Below are 16,407 nucleotides of genomic sequence, written 5' to 3'. Positions count from 1 at the left end.
GGGTGCCGGTGCCCGCGGCGGGATGGCCGGCATGGGCCACGGCGGCGGCGCCGGGTACGGCGACGAGGACGCGCCGCGCAACAGCTGGCTGGAGGAGGACGAGGACATCTGGGGCGCGGACGGCGGCGGCACGCCCGGCATCCTGCGCTGACCACCGCCGGAGCGCCGTCCACACGTGGCGTGGGCGGCGCTCCGGCGGCGGGTCAGAGGTCGAGTGGGTCGGAGCGGCGCCCCGGCCGCCAGCCGCGCCGGCGACCGAGGGCCAGGACGGGTCGGACCGCCAGCAGAATCCCGGCCAGCAGCGCGCCGACCGCGGCCACCCAGATCGCCACGGTCCGCTGCCAGCCCAGTGGGTCGGCCGGCCTGACCGGCACCGCCATCGCAGCGAGCGGCGCGTCGGTCCGCGTCCCCAGCAGGCTCGTCACCGCCCGGTACGGGTTGACCACCCCGTATCCGACCTCGGCGTTGTGCCCGTCGGGCGGGTTGTCCGCCGTCCGGGTCAGCCGGTAGGCGACGTCCTTCGGGGTGAGGTCGGGGTGGGCGGCGCGGACCAGCGCGGCCACCCCGGAGACGTACGCGGCGGCGAAACTGGTGCCGCCCTGCGGCTCGGCGAGGTACCCGGAGCCCTGCGGCGCCGGACCGAGGATGTTCAGCCCGGGAGCGGCGACGTCGACGTAGTCACCGGCGACCGAACTGCCGACGTGGCCGCCCTTCTCGTCGACCCCGGCGACGGCGATCACCCCGGGATAGGCGGCCGGGTACGCCGGCTGGTCCTGCTGGTTCTCCTGGCGATTGCCGGCGGCGGCGACCACGATCACCCGCTTGTCGAGGGCGTAGTCGATGGCGTCCTTGAGCTCCGGCCGGTCCAGGGTCACCAGGGAGAGGTTGATGACGTCCGCACCGTGGTCGGCGGCCCACCGGATGGCCTGGCCGATCTGGCCGGGGAGCGCGTCGTCGGTGGTGCGCTCGGTGCTGGCGAGCACGCGCAGCGGCAGGATCCGGGACTCGGGAGCGATGCCGGTGTACGGGGCCCCGGTGCCCTCCTGCCCGGCGATGATGCCCGCCACGATCGTGCCGTGACCGGCCTGGTCGCACTGGCCCTGCCGGCCGGGCAGGCCGTTGAAGTCGGCACCGGGCAGGACGCGCCCCTTGAGCAGTGGGTGGGTGGCGGAGACGCCGGAGTCGATGACGGCCACCGTGACGCCCCGGCCCTTGGTGATCCGCCAGGCGGACGCCGGGTCGAGCCGGTCCAGCGCCCAAGGAACCTCGGTCGGGGCGGGACCGCCCGGCCGGCCGCACTTCGGTGCCGCCGAGGCGGGTGCCGGTACCACCAGGACGGTGCCGAGCAGCGCGGCGGCGACTCCACAGAGGACGGACCGGAACCGGTTGGCGGAACGGGAGTTCACCGTCGTCCCGTCCGGTCGCAAGCTGGCGCGCACGCGGTGAGATTACCGTCGGCGCGCCCACCGTGCGGTGAGGGGAGCGCCCGTGACCGCCGGGTGGCTCAGACCTCGGCGGCGGAGTTGCTCGCCGGCTGGTCGACGGAGTTGGTGTCCGCCTCGGCGGTGAACAGGGCGAGCAGCGCACCGACCTGCTGGTCGGCCTCCGCCGGGTGGCGGAAGTGGCCGCTCGGGTTGATCGTGTACTCGTTGCGCCGGCCCACCCGGGTGCGGCGCAGGTAGCCGCCGGCCTCCAGGTCGGCGACGATCGCCTGAGCGGCCCGTTCGGTCACCCCGACCTCGTCCGCGACGTCGCGCAGCCGGGCGGTCGGGTTACGGGCGATGGCGAGCAGCACGTGTCCGTGGTTGGTGAGGAACGTCCAGTTCCGGCCGCTCCCGTTCTCGCCTGCTGTCGTCGCCATGCCCGCCATCGTATGACCCGCCGTTCGGGTTTTCGGCCCTGCCCTCGCCCGCCTGAGAATCGGATCGGGCCGCCGGTCAAGAGGCGGCGAACGTATGAAATGCGTATCACGTATACCTTGACGTGCCTTTGGCTGCGTGTGACGGTGGGTGCCGAGGCCGTCTCCGTCGCCGGCCGGTCGACCAGGCTCTTCGCGCGAGGGACGAGGTGAGGGGATGACCCCGACCACTCCAGAGCAGGCGCTTGCCGAGCTGCACGCCGGAAACCGGCGGTTCGTCACCGGCGTGCCCCGCCATCCCAATCAGGACGCCGGGCACCGGGCGGCGGTCGCCGACGGGCAGCATCCGTTCGCGGTGATCGTCGGCTGTTCCGATTCCCGCCTCGCCGCGGAGATCATCTTCGACCGCGGTCTCGGTGACCTCTTCGTGGTCCGGACCGCCGGGCACACCGTCGGCCCGGAGGTGCTCGGCAGCGTCGAGTACGCCGTGACGGTGCTCGGCACGCCGCTGGTGGTGGTCCTCGGGCACGACTCCTGCGGGGCGGTGCAGGCCGCCCGCGACGCCGTCACCACCGGCACCCCGCCCCCCGGTCATCTCGGTGCCGTGGTGGACGCCGTGGTGCCCAGCCTGCGGCTGGCCGCCGACCGGGGCGTCACGGAGATCAACGACATCGTCGACATCCACATCGCGCAGACCGTGGCGGCCCTGCTGGCGAACTCCACCGTGCTCGCCGAGCAGGTGGCCGCCGGGCGGTGCGCGGTGGTCGGCGTGTCGTACCGGCTGAGCGCCGGTGAGGTGCGGACGGTGGCCGCCGTGCCGGCCGGCGGGTCGACGGCGACCGTGCCCGGCCCGGTGGCGCCGGCCGGATCCGCCGCCACCGCCGTCACCGCCTGACCGCCCGCTTCCCCGACGAAAGGGGCCGTCCCGCGTGGTCGCGGGACGGCCCCTTCTTCGCCGGTACGTCGTCGGTCAGAGCAGCGACATGTGCACGTGGTCCGTATGGTTCGACGGCCCGCTGTAGGACTTCCAGCCGGTCGCCGGGAACCAGATCTGCCGATTCCAGATCACGTAGTAGATGCCGAGCCGGTCGGCGTTGCGGATCAGGAAGGCCGCGACGTTGTTGCCGTACATCCGAGTGTCGTTGTTGTGCCAGGGGGCGAACCCGCTCTTCTGCAGCGACCAGTCGCAGGCCCGGCCCTTGGGGTGCTCCCACGGCCCGCCTGGGCGGTAGCAGCCGGCGAAGCGGTTGAAGCCGGCCCGCCGGACCTCCTTGTACGCGTGCAGGGTCCGCGGGGTGATGCAGCCGGAGGTGGTGGGGTCGTTCTCGCTGCACGACTCGGGCTTCCAGTCCCCGTCCGCGGTCCGGCCGGGGCCGATCCGGGCGACCGGCGAGGTGGCCGAGACCAGACCGGCGGTGAAGCCCAAGCCCCCGACCAGGGCGAGATCCTTCTCCGCGTCGCGCTTCTTGCGGGCCATCTCGTTGGTGAGCTTCTGCTGCTCGCGCAGCTCGGCCTCGACCGCCAGCTTGGCCTGCTCGGCGCGGGTCTTGGCCTGGTGCACCTCGGCGAGCTTCTGCGCGTTGACCATGTTCAGCTCGTCGAGCGCGAAGGCGCGCCGGACGAACGAATCCGGAGTGGCACTGCCCAGCAGCATGGTCGCCGGGCCCACCCGGCCGGTGCGGTACGACTGCGTGGCGATCTGGGCCACCTGCGGTTGCAGCGCCGCCAGGTCGCCCTCCGCCCGGCGTACCTCCATGGCGAGTTGAAGCTGGCGCTTCTTCGACTTCTCCAGCTTCGCCTTCGCCTGGAGGTAGCCGCGGTTCGCGGCCTCGATGACGTCGGTGATGAGCGGCGGGTCGCCGTCCTCCTCATGCCCGGAGGGGGTGGGCGTCGAGGGTGCCGCGGCCGCCGGAGTGGGGCCGGTGACGATGGCGAGGGCGGCCAGCACGGCCACCACGGGTGTCAACCAGCGGCGCAAGGGTGCCGTCAACAAACTTCCCTTCCGTCGACCGCCGACCGGGTTAGCTGACGGGTTCGGGACGGAAGTGGCCCCTACCGCTGTCGCGGATTCACCCCATGGACCTGGGTCCCCGGCTCGCCGTACGGCGATTGGGCGGCGGCACCGCAGGCGCCGGTGCGCGCCTTCAGCGGTGACCGGCAGCGAGGTTACCGGAGAGTCCTCCCGGTGAGCTACGTCCGGAAGCCGACCAATGGCGTTATTTCGCCAGGACCCTGCGTGACCAGCATCGCGTTTGCCGCGAGCCGTCACGCTCCGGAGTGTCACCATGCCTCGTCCGTACTCCTTTCCTGACCCGCCCACCCGGACGCGGTGTGCGGGGACGGGCTGCCGGTGCGCGGGGCGCTCAACGCTGCCAACGCCGCGTCCCGGTCCGAGGGGGGTCGGGTGGCCGGGGCGGTCGGCCGGCCGGCCCCGGGCCGCCCGCGTCCGGCGCTGGTCACCACGGCGGCCAAGCCGGTGGTGAGCGGTACGGCAGCGATCAGGCCGAGCGTCGCCACCGCGCTGGGGACGATCTCCTGGGCCATGAACTCGCTGGTGAGGGTCTCGCTCACCGCCCGTGAGTCGGCGACGAGCAGGAGCAGCAGGGGCAGCGAGGCGCCCGCGTACGCCAGCACGATGGTGTTGACCGTGGAGGCGATGTGCGCCCGGCCGACCCGGGTCGCCGCCCGGTAGAGCTGCATCCGGGACAGCCCCGGGTTGGCGTGCGCCAGTTCGGTGACGGTGGCCGCCTGGGTGACGGTCACGTCGTCCAGCACGCCCAGCGAGCCGATGATGATCCCGGCCAGCAGCAGCCCGTGCAGGTCGACGTCGCGCTGGAACATCGACAGGGTGGTGGCATCCTCGCTGCCGAACGCACGCTAGCGTGGTGGTCGTGCGTGCGCAGGCGGCGGTGGCGACCGGGCGGTGGCTCCGGCTGCTGCTGCTCTGCTGCACCCTGGTCGGCCTGGCCGCCATGCACACCCTCGGCCACGGCGCGCACGCCGCCCGCTCCCACCCGGCCGCTCATTCCACCTCGGCGCACGGCGCCGTGGCGCCGGTCGCGGCGCTGGTCGGCATGGTCGACGACTGTCCGGCCGGCGACTGCGGGCACGTCGTGGCGCTGCCCCTGGGCGAGCTGGGCGGTCACCTGCCCGGCTGGGCCGTCTGCCTGGCCGTGCTCGGCGCGTTCGCGGTGGCGCTGCTCGTCGCCGTACTGCTCGGGGCCGGGTCGCGGGTCGCCGGGCCGGCCGCCCGAGGTGCGCCCGGGCTCACGTCGGGGCCGCGCTCCCCGCCGCCCCGGCCGTTCGGACTGCGCCTCGCGGCGGCGTCGGTGCTGCGCAGATAGGACGTCCCACGCGGGTGGACCGGTCCGCCGGTGACCCGCGTCCGGTTTCCGCTGCGTACGTTCCGACACCCGAAAGGTCTTTTACGTGTTCATTCGTACCATCGCGCGTCGCGCCGCCCTGGCCGGCGTGACGACCGTCGCCGCGCTCACCCTCGCCGCCTGTGGCGGCGCCGACCACTCGACGTCCGGCTCGGGTCACGGCATGCCGGGCATGGGCGGCACCGGCGCGCCGTCCGCGGGCGCCTCCGCCTCCTTCGGCCAGGCCGACGTCATGTTCGCCCAGATGATGATCCCGCACCACCAGCAGGCCGTGCAGATGGCCGAGCTGGCCGAGACCCGGGCCGCCGACCCGGAGGTGAAGAAGCTGGCCGGACAGATCAAGGCCGCCCAGGCGCCGGAGATCGCCACCATGACCGGCTGGCTCACCGGCTGGGGCATGCCCGCCCCGTCGGCGAGCGCCGGTCACGGCACGAGCATGCCGGGGATGGACCACGGCATGCCGGGGATGATGTCCGACGCGGACCTGGCCAAGCTGGCGGCGACGTCCGGCACCGACTTCGACCGGCAGTTCCTGACCATGATGATCGCCCACCACGAGGGCGCGATCACCATGGCGAAGGACGAGGTGGCCAAGGGCGTCAACGCGGACGCGAATGCGCTCGCTCAGCAGATCATCACGGCTCAGCAGGGCGAGATCGACACCATGAAGAAGATCCTGGACCGGCTCTGACGGCCGCGACGCCCGGGTCCGCGAGGCGGGCCCGGGCGTCCGGTGTCACTGCAGCCCGGTGCGGCGACGGCGGTACTCCTCCTCGTCGACCTCGCCACGGGCGTACCGCTCGTCGAGGATCTTCCGCGCGGAGGAGGCCGAGGGTCCGGCCAGGTGGCCACCGGCCAGTCGGACCGTCAGCCAGACCAGGGCCACCAGCACGGCCAGCACCAGCAGGGACCAGATCCACATCCAGCCCATCATCGGGCCGTTCCACATCATGTGGCCGCCCTCCCGTCCGTACCGAGGGTCGGCCGGTCCGGTGCTCCTGAAGCGCCGGTCCCGGTCGCCAGCTCCGACGCTACGGTCGTGCCGGACGGCGGCGCCGGGTCGCGCGGCCTGACGTACGGGGCCGAAGGTCCCGGTCAGCCGCGCTTCATCAGCCGACCGACGGCGGCCATCATCTCGGTCGCCATCTCGTCGGCGCGCCCCTCGGCGGCGCCCTCGTGCATGCAGTGCCGGGCGTGGCCGTCGAGCAGGCCGAGGCCGACCTTGTCGAGGGCGGCCTGGATGGCGGAGATCTGAGTCAGCACGTCGATGCAGTAGCGGTCGTCCTCGACCATCTTCTCGATGCCACGGACCTGGCCCTCGATACGGCGGAGCCGCGCGAGCAGCTGGTCCTTGCTGGCGGTGTAGCCCCGGGTCGGGGTCGTCGGTGTGGTCATGACGTCCAGGATAGCGTACCCCTCGGGGGTATGGTACGGTCCTGGTAGCGGGCTGATACCCCCACGGGGTAACAGTACCGCGACAGTGGCAGAGGTCTCTCGTCCTGCTACCCCCTGGGGGTATAAGGTCGGGATGACGAGAGGGGAGTTGCGATGGTCACCACCACGTACCAGGTGCAGGGCATGACCTGCGGGCACTGCGTCAACTCGGTGAGCGCCGAGGTCGGCGCGCTCCCGGGCGTCAAGGACGTCCAGGTCGACCTGACCTCCGGCCAGGTCACCGTCACCAGCGAGAGCCCGTTGGACACGGACACCGTGCGCGCCGCCGTTGACGAGGCCGGGTACGACCTCGTCGGGGCGTGACGGGTCCCCCGACCCGAAGAACCGAGGTACCACGATGAACACGGCGACGAAGCTGAGCGGCTTCGCCCTCGGCCTCGCGGCGGTGTTCGGCGCGGCGTACGGGGTCGGCCAGGTGGCCGGCCCCGTCACCCCCGCCGCCGAGGCCCGCCACGACGCCACCGACGCCCGCCACGCCGGCGCTGACCACTCCGCCGGCCCCGCCACCCACCTGCCCGGCGGACTCCTCGTCTCCGACCGCGGCTACACGATGCAACCGGTGACCGCCCCGGCCGGCGAATTCGCCTTCCGGATCACCGGCCCCGACGGCCGGCCGGTCACCCGCTACGACGTGGCGCACGACAAGCAGATGCACCTGATCGTCGCCCGCCGCGACCTCTCCGGCTTCCGGCACGTGCACCCGGAGCTGGCCGCCGACGGCACCTGGCGGGTGGCCTCGCCGCTCGCCGGCCCCGGCGTCTGGCGCGCGTTCGCCGACTTCACGCCGTCCGGCGGGGAGGCGCTGACCCTCGGGGTCGACGTCACCGTCCCCGGTGCGCTGGAGGCCCGGCCGCTGCCGGCCCCCGCCACCAGCACCACCGTCGACGGCTACACGGTCACCCTCGCCGGCACCCCGCAGCCCGGCCGCACCGCCGAGCTGACCCTGACCGTCAGCCGGGACGGGAAGCCGGTCACCGACCTGCAGCCCTACCTCGGGGCGTACGGGCACCTGGTGGCGCTGCGGCAGGGTGACCTGGCGTACCTGCACGTCCACCCGGATGGCGCGCCCGGTGACGGGCGCACCCCCGCCGGGCCGGAGATCCGATTCGCGACCGAAATCCCCTCGGCCGGCAGCTACCGCCTCTACCTGGACTTCCGGCACGGCGACGCGGTGCACACCGCCGAGTTCACCGTCGTGACCGGCGAACCCGGCGCACCGGCGACCAGCCCGCCGGCCCCCACCACCGCACCGACCGTGGACGCCGGGCACGGCGAACCCGGTCACGGGCACAATTGACAGGAGGTGCAGCGATGACATCGACCGCCAAGTCCCTGCCGGTCGCGCCGAACCAGATCGAACTCGCGATCGGCGGCATGACCTGCGCCTCCTGCGCCGCCCGGATCGAGAAGAAGCTCAACCGGATGGAGGGCGTCCAGGCCACGGTCAACTACGCCACCGAGAAGGCCACCGTCCGGTACGCCGACGAGGTCACCCCGGACGACCTGATCGCCACGGTCGAGAAGACCGGCTACACGGCCGTCCTGCCGCCTCCGCCCACGCCGGCCGGCACGGAACCCGCCGCCGAGCCGGTGGACGAGCTGCGCGGCCTGCGGACCCGGCTGTGGGTGTCGGTGGCGCTGGCCGTACCGGTGATCCTGCTGGCGATGGTGCCGGCCTGGCAGTTCGACTACTGGCAGTGGCTGTCGCTGACCCTGGCCGCCCCGGTCGTGGTCTACGGCGGGCTGCCGTTCCACCGGGCCGCCTGGATCAACCTGCGGCACGGCGCCGCCACGATGGACACCCTGGTGTCGCTCGGCACGCTGGCCGCGTTCGGCTGGTCGCTCTGGGCGCTCTTCCTCGGCGACGCCGGGATGCCGGGGATGACCCACCCGTTCCGGTTCGACATCACCCGTACCGACGGGGCCGGCAACATCTACCTGGAGGCGGCGGCCGGGGTGACCGTGTTCATCCTCGCCGGCCGCTACTTCGAGGCCCGCTCCAAGCGGACCGCCGGCGCCGCCCTGCGCGCCCTGCTGGAACTGGGCGCCAAGGACGTCGCGGTGCTCCGCGGCGGGCAGGAGACCCGCATCCCGGTGGACCAGCTCGTGGTGGGAGACCGGTTCGTGGTCCGCCCCGGCGAGAAGGTCGCCACCGACGGCGTGGTCGCCGACGGCACCTCGGCGGTCGACGCCAGCATGCTCACCGGAGAGTCGGTACCGGTCGAGGTCGGGCCGGGCGACACCGTCGTCGGCGCGACCGTCAACGCGGGCGGCCGGCTGGTCGTCCGGGCCACCCGGATCGGCGGGGACACCCAGCTCGCCCAGATGGGGAAGCTGGTCGAGGCGGCGCAGACCGGCAAGGCGGCCGTCCAGCGGCTCGCCGACCGGATCTCCGGGGTCTTCGTACCGATCGTGATCGCCCTCGCCGCCGGCACGCTCGGCTGGTGGCTCGGCGCCGGTGCGGGGCCGACCGCCGCGTTCACCGCCGCGGTGGCCGTACTGATCATCGCCTGCCCCTGCGCCCTCGGCCTGGCCACCCCGACCGCGCTGCTGGTCGGCACCGGCCGGGGCGCCCAGCTCGGCATCCTGATCAAGGGGCCGGAGGTGCTGGAGTCCACCCGCCAGGTGGACACCGTGGTGCTGGACAAGACCGGCACCGTGACCACCGGGAAGATGACGCTGGTCGACGTGCTTCCCGCCGCCGACCAGGACGCCGACGAGTTGTTCCGGCTGGCCGGCGCGCTGGAGGCTGCCAGCGAGCACCCGATCGCCCAGGCGATCGCGGCCGGCGCGGCGGAGGCGGGCACCCTGCCGACGGTCACCGGCTTCGCCAACGTCGAAGGGCTCGGCGTCACCGGGTCGGTGGACGGCCGGGACCTGGTGGTCGGCCGGCTGCGGCTGCTGCGGGAACGCGGGTTGGACGTACCGGAGGAGGTCGCGCGGGCGGTGACCGACGCGGAGGGCGCCGGACGGACGGCGGTGCTGGCCGGCTGGGACGGCCGGGCCCGGGGCGTCCTCGCGGTGGCCGACGTGGTCAAGCCGACCAGCCGGGCCGCGGTGACCCGGCTGCGCGAGCTGGGGCTCACCCCGGTGCTGCTCACCGGCGACAACGCCACGGTCGCCCGGGCGGTGGCCGCCGAGGTCGGCATCGCCGAGGTGATCGCCGAGGTGCTGCCGGCCGACAAGGTGGACGTCGTGAAGCGCCTCCAGGGCGAGGGGCGGACGGTGGCGATGGTCGGCGACGGCATCAACGACGCCGCCGCGCTGGCCCAGGCCGACCTCGGCCTGGCCATGGGCACCGGCACCGACGTGGCGATCGAGGCGTCCGACCTGACCCTGGTCCGGGGCGACCTGATGGCCGCCGTGGACGCCATCCGGCTCTCCCGGCGGACCCTGGGGATCATCAAGGGCAACCTGTTCTGGGCCTTCGCCTACAACGTGGCCGCCCTGCCGCTGGCCGCCGCCGGGCTGCTCAACCCGATGATCGCGGGCGCCGCGATGGCGTTCTCGTCGGTCTTCGTGGTGGCCAACAGCCTGCGGCTGCGCCGCTTCCGGCCGGTCGCCTGAGCAGCGACGACGCCGCCGGTCCGCGATCCGCCACCGGCGGCGTCGTCGGGGGTCGCCGGTGGTGACGGACGGTTGAGCAATCGGGCGGAGGGGTACATCCATCTCGTACCGATACGCTGAGTGGAGGTTCCGATGGGTATCGACGACAAAATTGACAACGCGACCGAGAACACGGCCGGCAAGGTCAAGGAAGGCGTCGGCCGGGCCACCGACGACGAGCGGCTCGAGGCCGAGGGTCGCAACGACCAGGCCAGCGCCAACCTCAAGCAGGCCGGCGAGAAGGTCAAGGACGCCTTCAAGAGCTGACGTACGACCTGCGCCCCGCCGGGCCGGCATTGCCGGCCCGGCGGGCTGTGCGCCGATCAGGGCCGTCCGTCGACGGCCGACGACCGTACGGGAGAACGATGACGACCACCACCGCGATCCGGGCCGCCGCCCTGGTGACCCTGACCGCGCTCGGCGCGGGCTGCCAGGCCACGGGTGAGGAGAGCGCCGCGCCGACCGGCACGACCGCTGCCGCCCCGAGCGCCTCCGCCGAGGCCGGCCCGACCGCCTCGCCGTCCCCGGTGACCGCGGCCAACACCGCCGCCGTCTGCGCCGCCGTCGACAAGCTGATCATCGCCGGCAGCCGGGAGATCGCCGCCGACTCCACCGAGGCCACCCGGCGGAAGCTGACCCCGGAGCAGATCAACGGCCAACTCAAGGGCAACCTGGCCGACCTCGCCGACGACGTACGGGCCCAGGCCGCCCGGGCGCAGGACCCGGAGATCAAGGCGCTGATCGCCGACACGGCGACCCGCATCGACGCCGGCGCCAGGTCGGACAACCCGGTGAAGTGGCTCAGCTCGACCTTCGTCGACATCCCCCCGCGGCTGACCCGGGAGTGCCGGGTCTGAGCATGGCCGGCGCGCGAACTCATCGGTCGGTCGCCAGCCGGCCGGCGCGTACCTCCAGATAACGCCGCTCCGGCAGGCTCGTGGTGCCCCGGGCGGCGGCCAGGTACGCGGCCCGCGCCGCCTCCCGCTCGCCGGCCAGCTCCAGCAGGTGGGCGCGGACGGCGGCGAGGCGGTGGTGCGCCGCCGTCCGCTCGTCGGAGTCCAGCGGCGCCAACATGGCGAGCCCGGCGCGCGGGCCGTCCACCATGGCCACCGCCGCCGCCTGGTTCAGGGTGACCATCGGGTTCGGTGCGATCCGGGCCAGCAGCCGGTACAGCGCCACGATCTGCCGCCAGTCGGTCTCCGCCGCCGACGGCGCCTCGGCGTGCACCGCGGCGATCGCCGCCTGAAGCTGGTACGGCCCCGGCGGCGACCAGGTCAGCGCGTCGGTGACCAGCGCGATCCCCTCCTCGATGGCGGCCCGGTCCCACCGGCTGCGGTCCTGCTCGGCCAGCGGCACCAGCTCGCCGGTCGGCCCGGTCCGGGCGGCCCGGTGCGCGTCGGTGAGCAGCATCAGCGCCAGCAGGCCGCTGACCTCGCCGTCGTCGGGGAGCAGCCGGTGCAGCTCTCGGGCCAGCCGGATCGCCTCCCCGATCAGCTCCGCGCGGTGCAGGTCCGGTCCGCTGGAGGCGGTGTAGCCCTCGTTGAAGACCAGGTAGAGCACGTGCAGCACGGCACCGAGCCGCTCGTCGCGGTCGGCGGGCGAGGGCAGGACGAAACGGGCGCCAGCCGCCTCGACCCGCTGCTTTGCCCGACGGATCCGCTGGCTCATCGTCGCCTCCGGCACCAGGTACGCCCGGGCGATCTGCGCGGTGCTCAGCCCGCCGACCGCGCGCAGGGTCAGCGCCACCTGTGCGGAGACGGTCAGCGCCGGATGGCAGCAGAGGAAGAGCAGCTTCAACGTGTCGTCCTCGGCCGGCGGCTCCTCGTCGGCCGGCGGAGCCACCGCCGCGTACGCGGGCTCCCGGACCGCCACCGCCACCTCGCGGTCCCGGCGGGCCCGCTCGCTGCGCCACTCGTCGGTCAGCCGGCGGGTCGCCACGGTGACCAGCCACGACCGGGGATGCTCCGGTACGCCCTGCTCCGGCCACTGCACGGCGGCCGCGAGCAGCGCCTCCTGCACCGCGTCCTCGCAGGCGTAGAACTGGCCGTGCCGGCGCACGAGGACGCCGAGGACCTGCGGCGCCAGGGTGCGCAGCAGGTCCTCGGCGTCCCGGTGGAGGGTCGTCACATCTCCGTCCCGGCCTCGTCCATGACCGGCCGCACCTCCAGCACCCCGAAGCCCCGCCGCACGTCCGGCCAGTTCGCGGCGATCTCCGCGGCCCGCTCCGGGCTCTCGCAGTCGACCATCAGATAGCCGGCGAACTGCTCCTTGCTCTCCATGAACGGCCCGTCGGTGATCTCCGCGCGACCGCCGACCGACCGGACCGTCCGGGTCTGCGACGGGTCGGCCAGCGCCTGCCCGCCGACCAGCTCGCCGGACTTGGTCAGCTCCTTCATGATCTCGTCGACCTCGCCGAAGATGGCGTTCCGCTCCTGCTCGGAGAGCTCCTCGACGAAGCCGGGCCGGTTCCAGATCAGCAGCATGTACTTCACGGTGCGCTCCTCGCGTACGGGCCACGGCTGTGGCGCCTCTCGGCAAGGGGTCGGAGCCGAGGCGCCGTTCCCGACATCCTCCCGCGAAGAATCTCGAAAAAGGGTCAGCGGCCCCGGCGTACCGGCTTGCGAGCCGGAGCGCCGACGTCGAGGGAGGCCCGGTCGGCGGCCGAGGTGCCGGAGGTCCACCCCTCCTCGTCCCGAACGGTCAGCCGGGCCCGGGTGACCCCGGGGAAGAGGGTGTCCAGCCGTTCCCGGACCGCGCCGGACCGGGCGGCGAGCACCGGCAGCAGCCGCTCGCCGCCCCGCTCCTCGGCGGCCACCCGGCTCGCCGCCTCGCTGGCCGCCCGGAGGCGCTCGCCGATCCGCAGCGCGAACGCGTTCAGGAACGACTCGTCGTAGCCGCGGGTGCGCCGGCTGCTCGCCCTCGCCCGCCGCTCGCCCCGCCCGCGCAGCATCGCGGCGGTGGCCTGCACCAGCAGCGACGTGTGCAGCAGCTCGACCGCCGCCAGGTCGGCCGGGAAGCCGAGCACGGTGGCGAAGCCGAGGTCGTCGGACCAGACCGACTCGCACCGGTTGGCCGCAGCCACCTCCTGCACCAGCAGCGCCTTCGCCGCCGCGTACGGGGCGTCGGTGCTCAACCGAATCCCGCCCGGCTGGTCCGGTCGCTCGGCGGACGCGTCGAGCAGCGCCGCGTCGATGCTGTGCCGGGCCATCAGCTCCTGCGCCTTGCCGGTCAGCGCCTCCGCCTCGGCGGGGAAGGTCGTCGACTCCGCCTTGGCCAGCAGCGCCCGGACCCGGTCCAGCATTCGCGAGCCGGAGGCGGGCGGGGTGACCCGCGGTGCGGCGGCGGAAGCGCCGGGCGGCGGGCGGAGCACCGCGATCGGCGGCAGCCCTTCGACCAGGGCGAGGGCGTCCACCGCGTCCCGCAGGGCGGTGATCCGGTCCACCCCTTCGCCGGCCGCCCACCGGCTGAGCCAGTCGGCGTCGTCGTCCCACCGCGCGCCCAACTCCCGGAGCTGGTCGTCGAACCACTGCGGTACCGGGTCGGGCTGGTGGCGTCGCTGGCCCCCGGCCGCGTGGCGGACCAGCCGGGCGGCGCGCGGGTCGAGCCGCCGGGTGGCGATTCGGTCCAGGTCGACCGGCTGCCAGCCGCGCGGCCAGAGACGGCCCACGGCGCGTACCAGGTGGGCGAGGAGGGCCGCGTCCACCGCCGGTCCGGCACCGACCACCAGCCGGTCCAGCGCCCGCTCCGCCTCGCGTACGTCGGTGCCGCGCGCCGCCGCGAGAGCGTCGGTGACCAGGTCCTCGGCGTTCGGCACGGGTCGGTCCCCTCCTCGATGGTCGTTCCGCCGCGGCGACCGTCCGGGCGCCGACCCGTCCGGAACGGTACCGGCGTACCCGTCCCCGCGACTGGTGACCGCCCTCACCCCGGCCGCCGAGGATTCCCCGCTGCCGGTCAACCATCCGCGTCCGTCGTCCGTACTCCTCGCTGGATCGGGGGCGGCGCGACGGACGGAGATCGATGTGGGCGGGCGTACCGGGCGGGACAGCGGGCTGCACCGGCGACGCCGGGCGTCCCGCCCCGGCCCGCTGACCCTGCTGGCGCTGGTGGTCGTGGTCGGGCTGGCCGCCGGCGGGTACGCCGCCCGGCGCGGCGGTCCGGAGCTGCTGATCGCGGCGGTTGCCCGGTCGGCCGGCCCGGCCTCCGCCCGCCCGTCGGGTACGCCGCCCCGTGCCCCGATACCCGTCCCGAGCCGCACCACGCCGGCCCTCACCTACCCGCCCCGGGGTACGGGCAGCTTCCGCACCGCCACGGCCCGGGGCACGGTGGCCGGCCGGAGGGGCCAACTGCTCCGCTACCGGGTCGCGGTCGAGGAGGGCATCGAGGGCGTCGACGTGGAACGCTTCGGCCGGGAGGTGGCGGTGACCCTGGCCGACCCGCGCGGCTGGACCGGCGGCGGCGAGTGGCGACTGCAACGGGTGGGCCCGGACGGCCCCGCCGATTTCACCGTGCTGCTGACCACCCCGGTCACCCGGGGCGAGCTCTGCGCTGACACCACCGACCACTACACCTCCTGCCGTAACGGCGACGACGTGGTGATCAACGTGGCCCGGTGGGTGCACGGCGTGCCGCAGTTCCCCGATCTCGACCACTACCGTCAGTACCTGCTCAACCACGAGGTCGGCCACCGGCTGGGCCGGAACCACGAACTGTGCCCGCAGGCCGGCGGGCCCGCCCCGGTGATGCAGCAGCAGACGCTCGGCCTGCACGGGTGCGCGCCGAACGCCTGGCCGGAGGTGGACGGCGTGCTGCACAGCGGCCCGCCCGGCCAGTACGACGACCCCATCCCCGCCGAGGACTGAGCCGCGACTCGGCCCGTGGGCCCGGTGGCTCCTGCCGGGTCCCCTTCGGCCGACCCCGGCCGACCGGCCCGTCCGGTGACCGGGTGAATACTGGGCGGGTGGAGAGCACCCGGCCCCGCCTGCTGCTGGTCGAGGACGACCGTGCGCTCACCGGCCTGCTCGCCGACCTCCTCGACGAGGAGGGGTATCGGGTCGACGTAACCAACGACGGGCACAGTGGCCTGCACCACGCGCTGACCCGCGACTACGAGCTCATGGTGGTCGACCGCGGCCTGCCCGTGCTGGACGGGCTGGAGCTGGTCACCCGGCTGCGCGCACGTGGCGTGACCTGCCCCGTCCTGCTGCTCACCGCGCGGGGCGCGGTCCAGGACCGGGTGGCAGGACTGGACGCCGGCGCCGAGGACTACCTGGTCAAGCCCTTCGAGGTGGCCGAGCTGCTGGCCCGGCTCCGCGCGCTGCGCCGGCGGCACCCGGACGCGGCGGGCTGGCTGCCGCTGGGCCGGCGCCGGCTGGACGTGGACAACCGCCGGGTGCTCGATGGTGCCGAGGAGATCCCGCTGTCGGCCCGCGAGTTCGCCGTGCTGCACGCCCTGGCCGGCCGACCGACGAAGGTCTTCACCCGCGGCGAGCTGCTCAGCGCTGCGTTCGAGCACGCGGACGCGCCGGGCACGGTCGACGCCTGCGTCCACCACCTCCGCCGCAAGCTGGGCCGGGACGCCGTCCGTACCGTGCACGGGCTGGGCTACCGGCTCGGCGCGGGCTGAGGCGGCCGTGGACGAGGCCCGGCTGACCCGTGCCCGCCGGCGCAGCGTCGCCCAGACGGCCGGGGCGATCGGGATCGTCCTGCTGCTGGTCGGCGCGTTGATGTTTGTGCTGACCAGCCGTCAGGAGTCGCGGGCGGTCGACGCCGAGCTCACCCAGGTGTTGACCATGGCGGAGGACGTGGACGACCCGCCGCCCGGCCAGTTCCTCGCCCGGCAGCGTCCGGGCCGGGACGCCGCCGCTCCCGAGGTGACCCCGAGCGCGTCACCGGCGCTGGTACGGGTCCTCGACGAGGCGGTGCGGCGGCGGCCGGGCCGCTTCGACACCACGGCGGGCGACGACCGGCCGTTGCGGGTACTGGTCGCCCAACGGACGGACGGCAGCCGGTGGGTGGTCGCCGCCGACCTGCGCCCGCTGCGTCGCCAGCAGGGGCAGCTCGCCGTCGCCCTGCTCGTGGCCGAGTTGGCCGGCCTGGCCGGGGCCC

Annotated in this window: 19 protein-coding genes, 1 pseudogene and 1 riboswitch; of the genes and pseudogenes, 11 read left to right on the top strand and 9 right to left on the bottom strand. The window is 74.2% G+C overall.

From position 1 onward, the window contains the following. Positions 1 to 203: 203 nt before the first annotated feature. Complete coding sequence (mycP, locus tag DKL51_RS30340) at positions 204 to 1,439, bottom strand: type VII secretion-associated serine protease mycosin (RefSeq protein ID WP_243421048.1); 1,236 nt, start codon at positions 1,437 to 1,439, stop codon at positions 204 to 206. A gap of 65 nt (positions 1,440 to 1,504) precedes the next feature. Next, positions 1,505 to 1,870: a helix-turn-helix transcriptional regulator gene (locus DKL51_RS30335; RefSeq protein WP_109945304.1), complete on the bottom strand. Its 366-nt coding sequence runs from the start codon at positions 1,868 to 1,870 to the stop codon at positions 1,505 to 1,507. Between the two features lie 205 nt (positions 1,871 to 2,075). Here DKL51_RS30335 and DKL51_RS30330 point away from each other — a divergent pair, with 205 nt between their 5' ends. Then, on the top strand, positions 2,076 to 2,753 hold the full coding sequence (locus DKL51_RS30330) for a carbonic anhydrase (protein WP_109945305.1): 678 nt from the start codon (positions 2,076 to 2,078) through the stop codon (positions 2,751 to 2,753). 75 nt (positions 2,754 to 2,828) lie between these two features. Here DKL51_RS30330 and DKL51_RS30325 read toward each other — a convergent pair whose 3' ends face one another. Beyond that, positions 2,829 to 3,848, bottom strand: coding sequence for a coiled-coil domain-containing protein (locus DKL51_RS30325; protein WP_109966742.1), 1,020 nt, complete (start codon positions 3,846 to 3,848; stop codon positions 2,829 to 2,831). Positions 3,849 to 3,853: 5 nt separating this feature from the next. Beyond that, positions 3,854 to 3,984, bottom strand: a riboswitch (cyclic di-AMP (ydaO/yuaA leader). Positions 3,985 to 4,138: 154 nt separating this feature from the next. Next, positions 4,139 to 4,729, bottom strand: a pseudogene (locus tag DKL51_RS30320) (YibE/F family protein); the annotation flags it as partial. A 20-nt stretch (positions 4,730 to 4,749) separates the two neighbouring features. Here DKL51_RS30320 and DKL51_RS30315 point away from each other — a divergent pair. Next, positions 4,750 to 5,202, top strand: coding sequence for a hypothetical protein (locus DKL51_RS30315; RefSeq protein WP_124812891.1), 453 nt, complete (start codon positions 4,750 to 4,752; stop codon positions 5,200 to 5,202). Between the two features lie 85 nt (positions 5,203 to 5,287). After that, positions 5,288 to 5,932, top strand: coding sequence for a DUF305 domain-containing protein (locus DKL51_RS30310; protein ID WP_260428719.1), 645 nt, complete (start codon positions 5,288 to 5,290; stop codon positions 5,930 to 5,932). A gap of 45 nt (positions 5,933 to 5,977) precedes the next feature. Here the strand turns inward: DKL51_RS30310 and DKL51_RS30305 are convergent, their stop codons facing one another. Together DKL51_RS30305 and DKL51_RS30300 are read right to left on the bottom strand one after the other, a co-directional pair. Beyond that, on the bottom strand, positions 5,978 to 6,163 hold the full coding sequence (locus DKL51_RS30305) for an SHOCT domain-containing protein (RefSeq protein ID WP_243421050.1): 186 nt from the start codon (positions 6,161 to 6,163) through the stop codon (positions 5,978 to 5,980). 173 nt (positions 6,164 to 6,336) lie between these two features. Continuing rightward, positions 6,337 to 6,636: a metal-sensitive transcriptional regulator gene (locus DKL51_RS30300; protein ID WP_109945309.1), complete on the bottom strand. Its 300-nt coding sequence runs from the start codon at positions 6,634 to 6,636 to the stop codon at positions 6,337 to 6,339. A gap of 153 nt (positions 6,637 to 6,789) precedes the next feature. On the opposite strand from DKL51_RS30300, the gene DKL51_RS30295 reads away from it, so the two are divergent. From DKL51_RS30295 to DKL51_RS30275, 5 genes are all read left to right on the top strand, one after another. Then, entirely contained in the window at positions 6,790 to 6,999 is a 210-nt protein-coding gene (locus tag DKL51_RS30295) for a heavy-metal-associated domain-containing protein (protein WP_109945310.1), read from the top strand. A gap of 34 nt (positions 7,000 to 7,033) precedes the next feature. Continuing rightward, the gene (locus tag DKL51_RS30290) at positions 7,034 to 7,993 is read left to right on the top strand and encodes a DUF8832 domain-containing protein (protein WP_124812889.1); all 960 of its coding nucleotides are present in this window, start codon (positions 7,034 to 7,036) and stop codon (positions 7,991 to 7,993) included. A 14-nt stretch (positions 7,994 to 8,007) separates the two neighbouring features. Continuing rightward, the gene (locus DKL51_RS30285) at positions 8,008 to 10,263 is read left to right on the top strand and encodes a heavy metal translocating P-type ATPase (protein WP_124812887.1); all 2,256 of its coding nucleotides are present in this window, start codon (positions 8,008 to 8,010) and stop codon (positions 10,261 to 10,263) included. Between the two features lie 132 nt (positions 10,264 to 10,395). Next, a complete protein-coding gene (locus DKL51_RS30280) occupies positions 10,396 to 10,569 on the top strand; it encodes a CsbD family protein (protein ID WP_109945313.1) in 174 nt (57 codons plus the stop codon). A gap of 98 nt (positions 10,570 to 10,667) precedes the next feature. Beyond that, the gene (locus tag DKL51_RS30275) at positions 10,668 to 11,159 is read left to right on the top strand and encodes a hypothetical protein (RefSeq protein WP_109945314.1); all 492 of its coding nucleotides are present in this window, start codon (positions 10,668 to 10,670) and stop codon (positions 11,157 to 11,159) included. 19 nt (positions 11,160 to 11,178) lie between these two features. Here the strand turns inward: DKL51_RS30275 and DKL51_RS30270 are convergent, their stop codons facing one another. The 3 genes from DKL51_RS30270 to DKL51_RS30260 all read right to left on the bottom strand — a co-directional run bounded on the left by DKL51_RS30270 (position 11,179) and on the right by DKL51_RS30260 (position 14,116). Next, positions 11,179 to 12,429 (bottom strand): RNA polymerase sigma factor, encoded by a 1,251-nt coding sequence (locus DKL51_RS30270; RefSeq protein WP_124812885.1) that lies wholly within the window; start codon positions 12,427 to 12,429, stop codon positions 11,179 to 11,181. Continuing rightward, positions 12,426 to 12,785, bottom strand: a complete 360-nt coding sequence (locus tag DKL51_RS30265; protein WP_243420976.1) for a YciI family protein — start codon at positions 12,783 to 12,785, stop codon at positions 12,426 to 12,428. Before DKL51_RS30265 ends, DKL51_RS30270 begins: the two co-directional genes overlap by 4 nt. Before the next feature lie 113 nt (positions 12,786 to 12,898). Then, the gene (locus DKL51_RS30260; protein ID WP_109945317.1) at positions 12,899 to 14,116 is read right to left on the bottom strand and encodes a DUF2786 domain-containing protein; all 1,218 of its coding nucleotides are present in this window, start codon (positions 14,114 to 14,116) and stop codon (positions 12,899 to 12,901) included. Positions 14,117 to 14,210: 94 nt separating this feature from the next. Between DKL51_RS30260 and DKL51_RS30255 the strand changes: the two genes are divergently transcribed. The 3 genes from DKL51_RS30255 to DKL51_RS30245 form a co-directional block, all read left to right on the top strand. Further along, on the top strand, positions 14,211 to 15,161 hold the full coding sequence (locus DKL51_RS30255; RefSeq protein ID WP_311768092.1) for a DUF3152 domain-containing protein: 951 nt from the start codon (positions 14,211 to 14,213) through the stop codon (positions 15,159 to 15,161). A 98-nt stretch (positions 15,162 to 15,259) separates the two neighbouring features. Then, complete coding sequence (locus DKL51_RS30250; RefSeq protein ID WP_243420559.1) at positions 15,260 to 15,925, top strand: response regulator transcription factor; 666 nt, start codon at positions 15,260 to 15,262, stop codon at positions 15,923 to 15,925. A gap of 7 nt (positions 15,926 to 15,932) precedes the next feature. Then, a partial coding sequence (locus DKL51_RS30245) for a hypothetical protein (RefSeq protein ID WP_221623263.1) occupies positions 15,933 to 16,407 on the top strand: 475 nt, incomplete at its 3' end.

This window comes from Micromonospora globispora (assembly GCF_003857015.1).
GTDB lineage: Bacteria > Actinomycetota > Actinomycetes > Mycobacteriales > Micromonosporaceae > Micromonospora > Micromonospora globispora.
The sequence above is the reverse complement of the archived record's forward strand: the minus strand, read 5'-3'. Positions and strand labels throughout refer to the sequence as shown.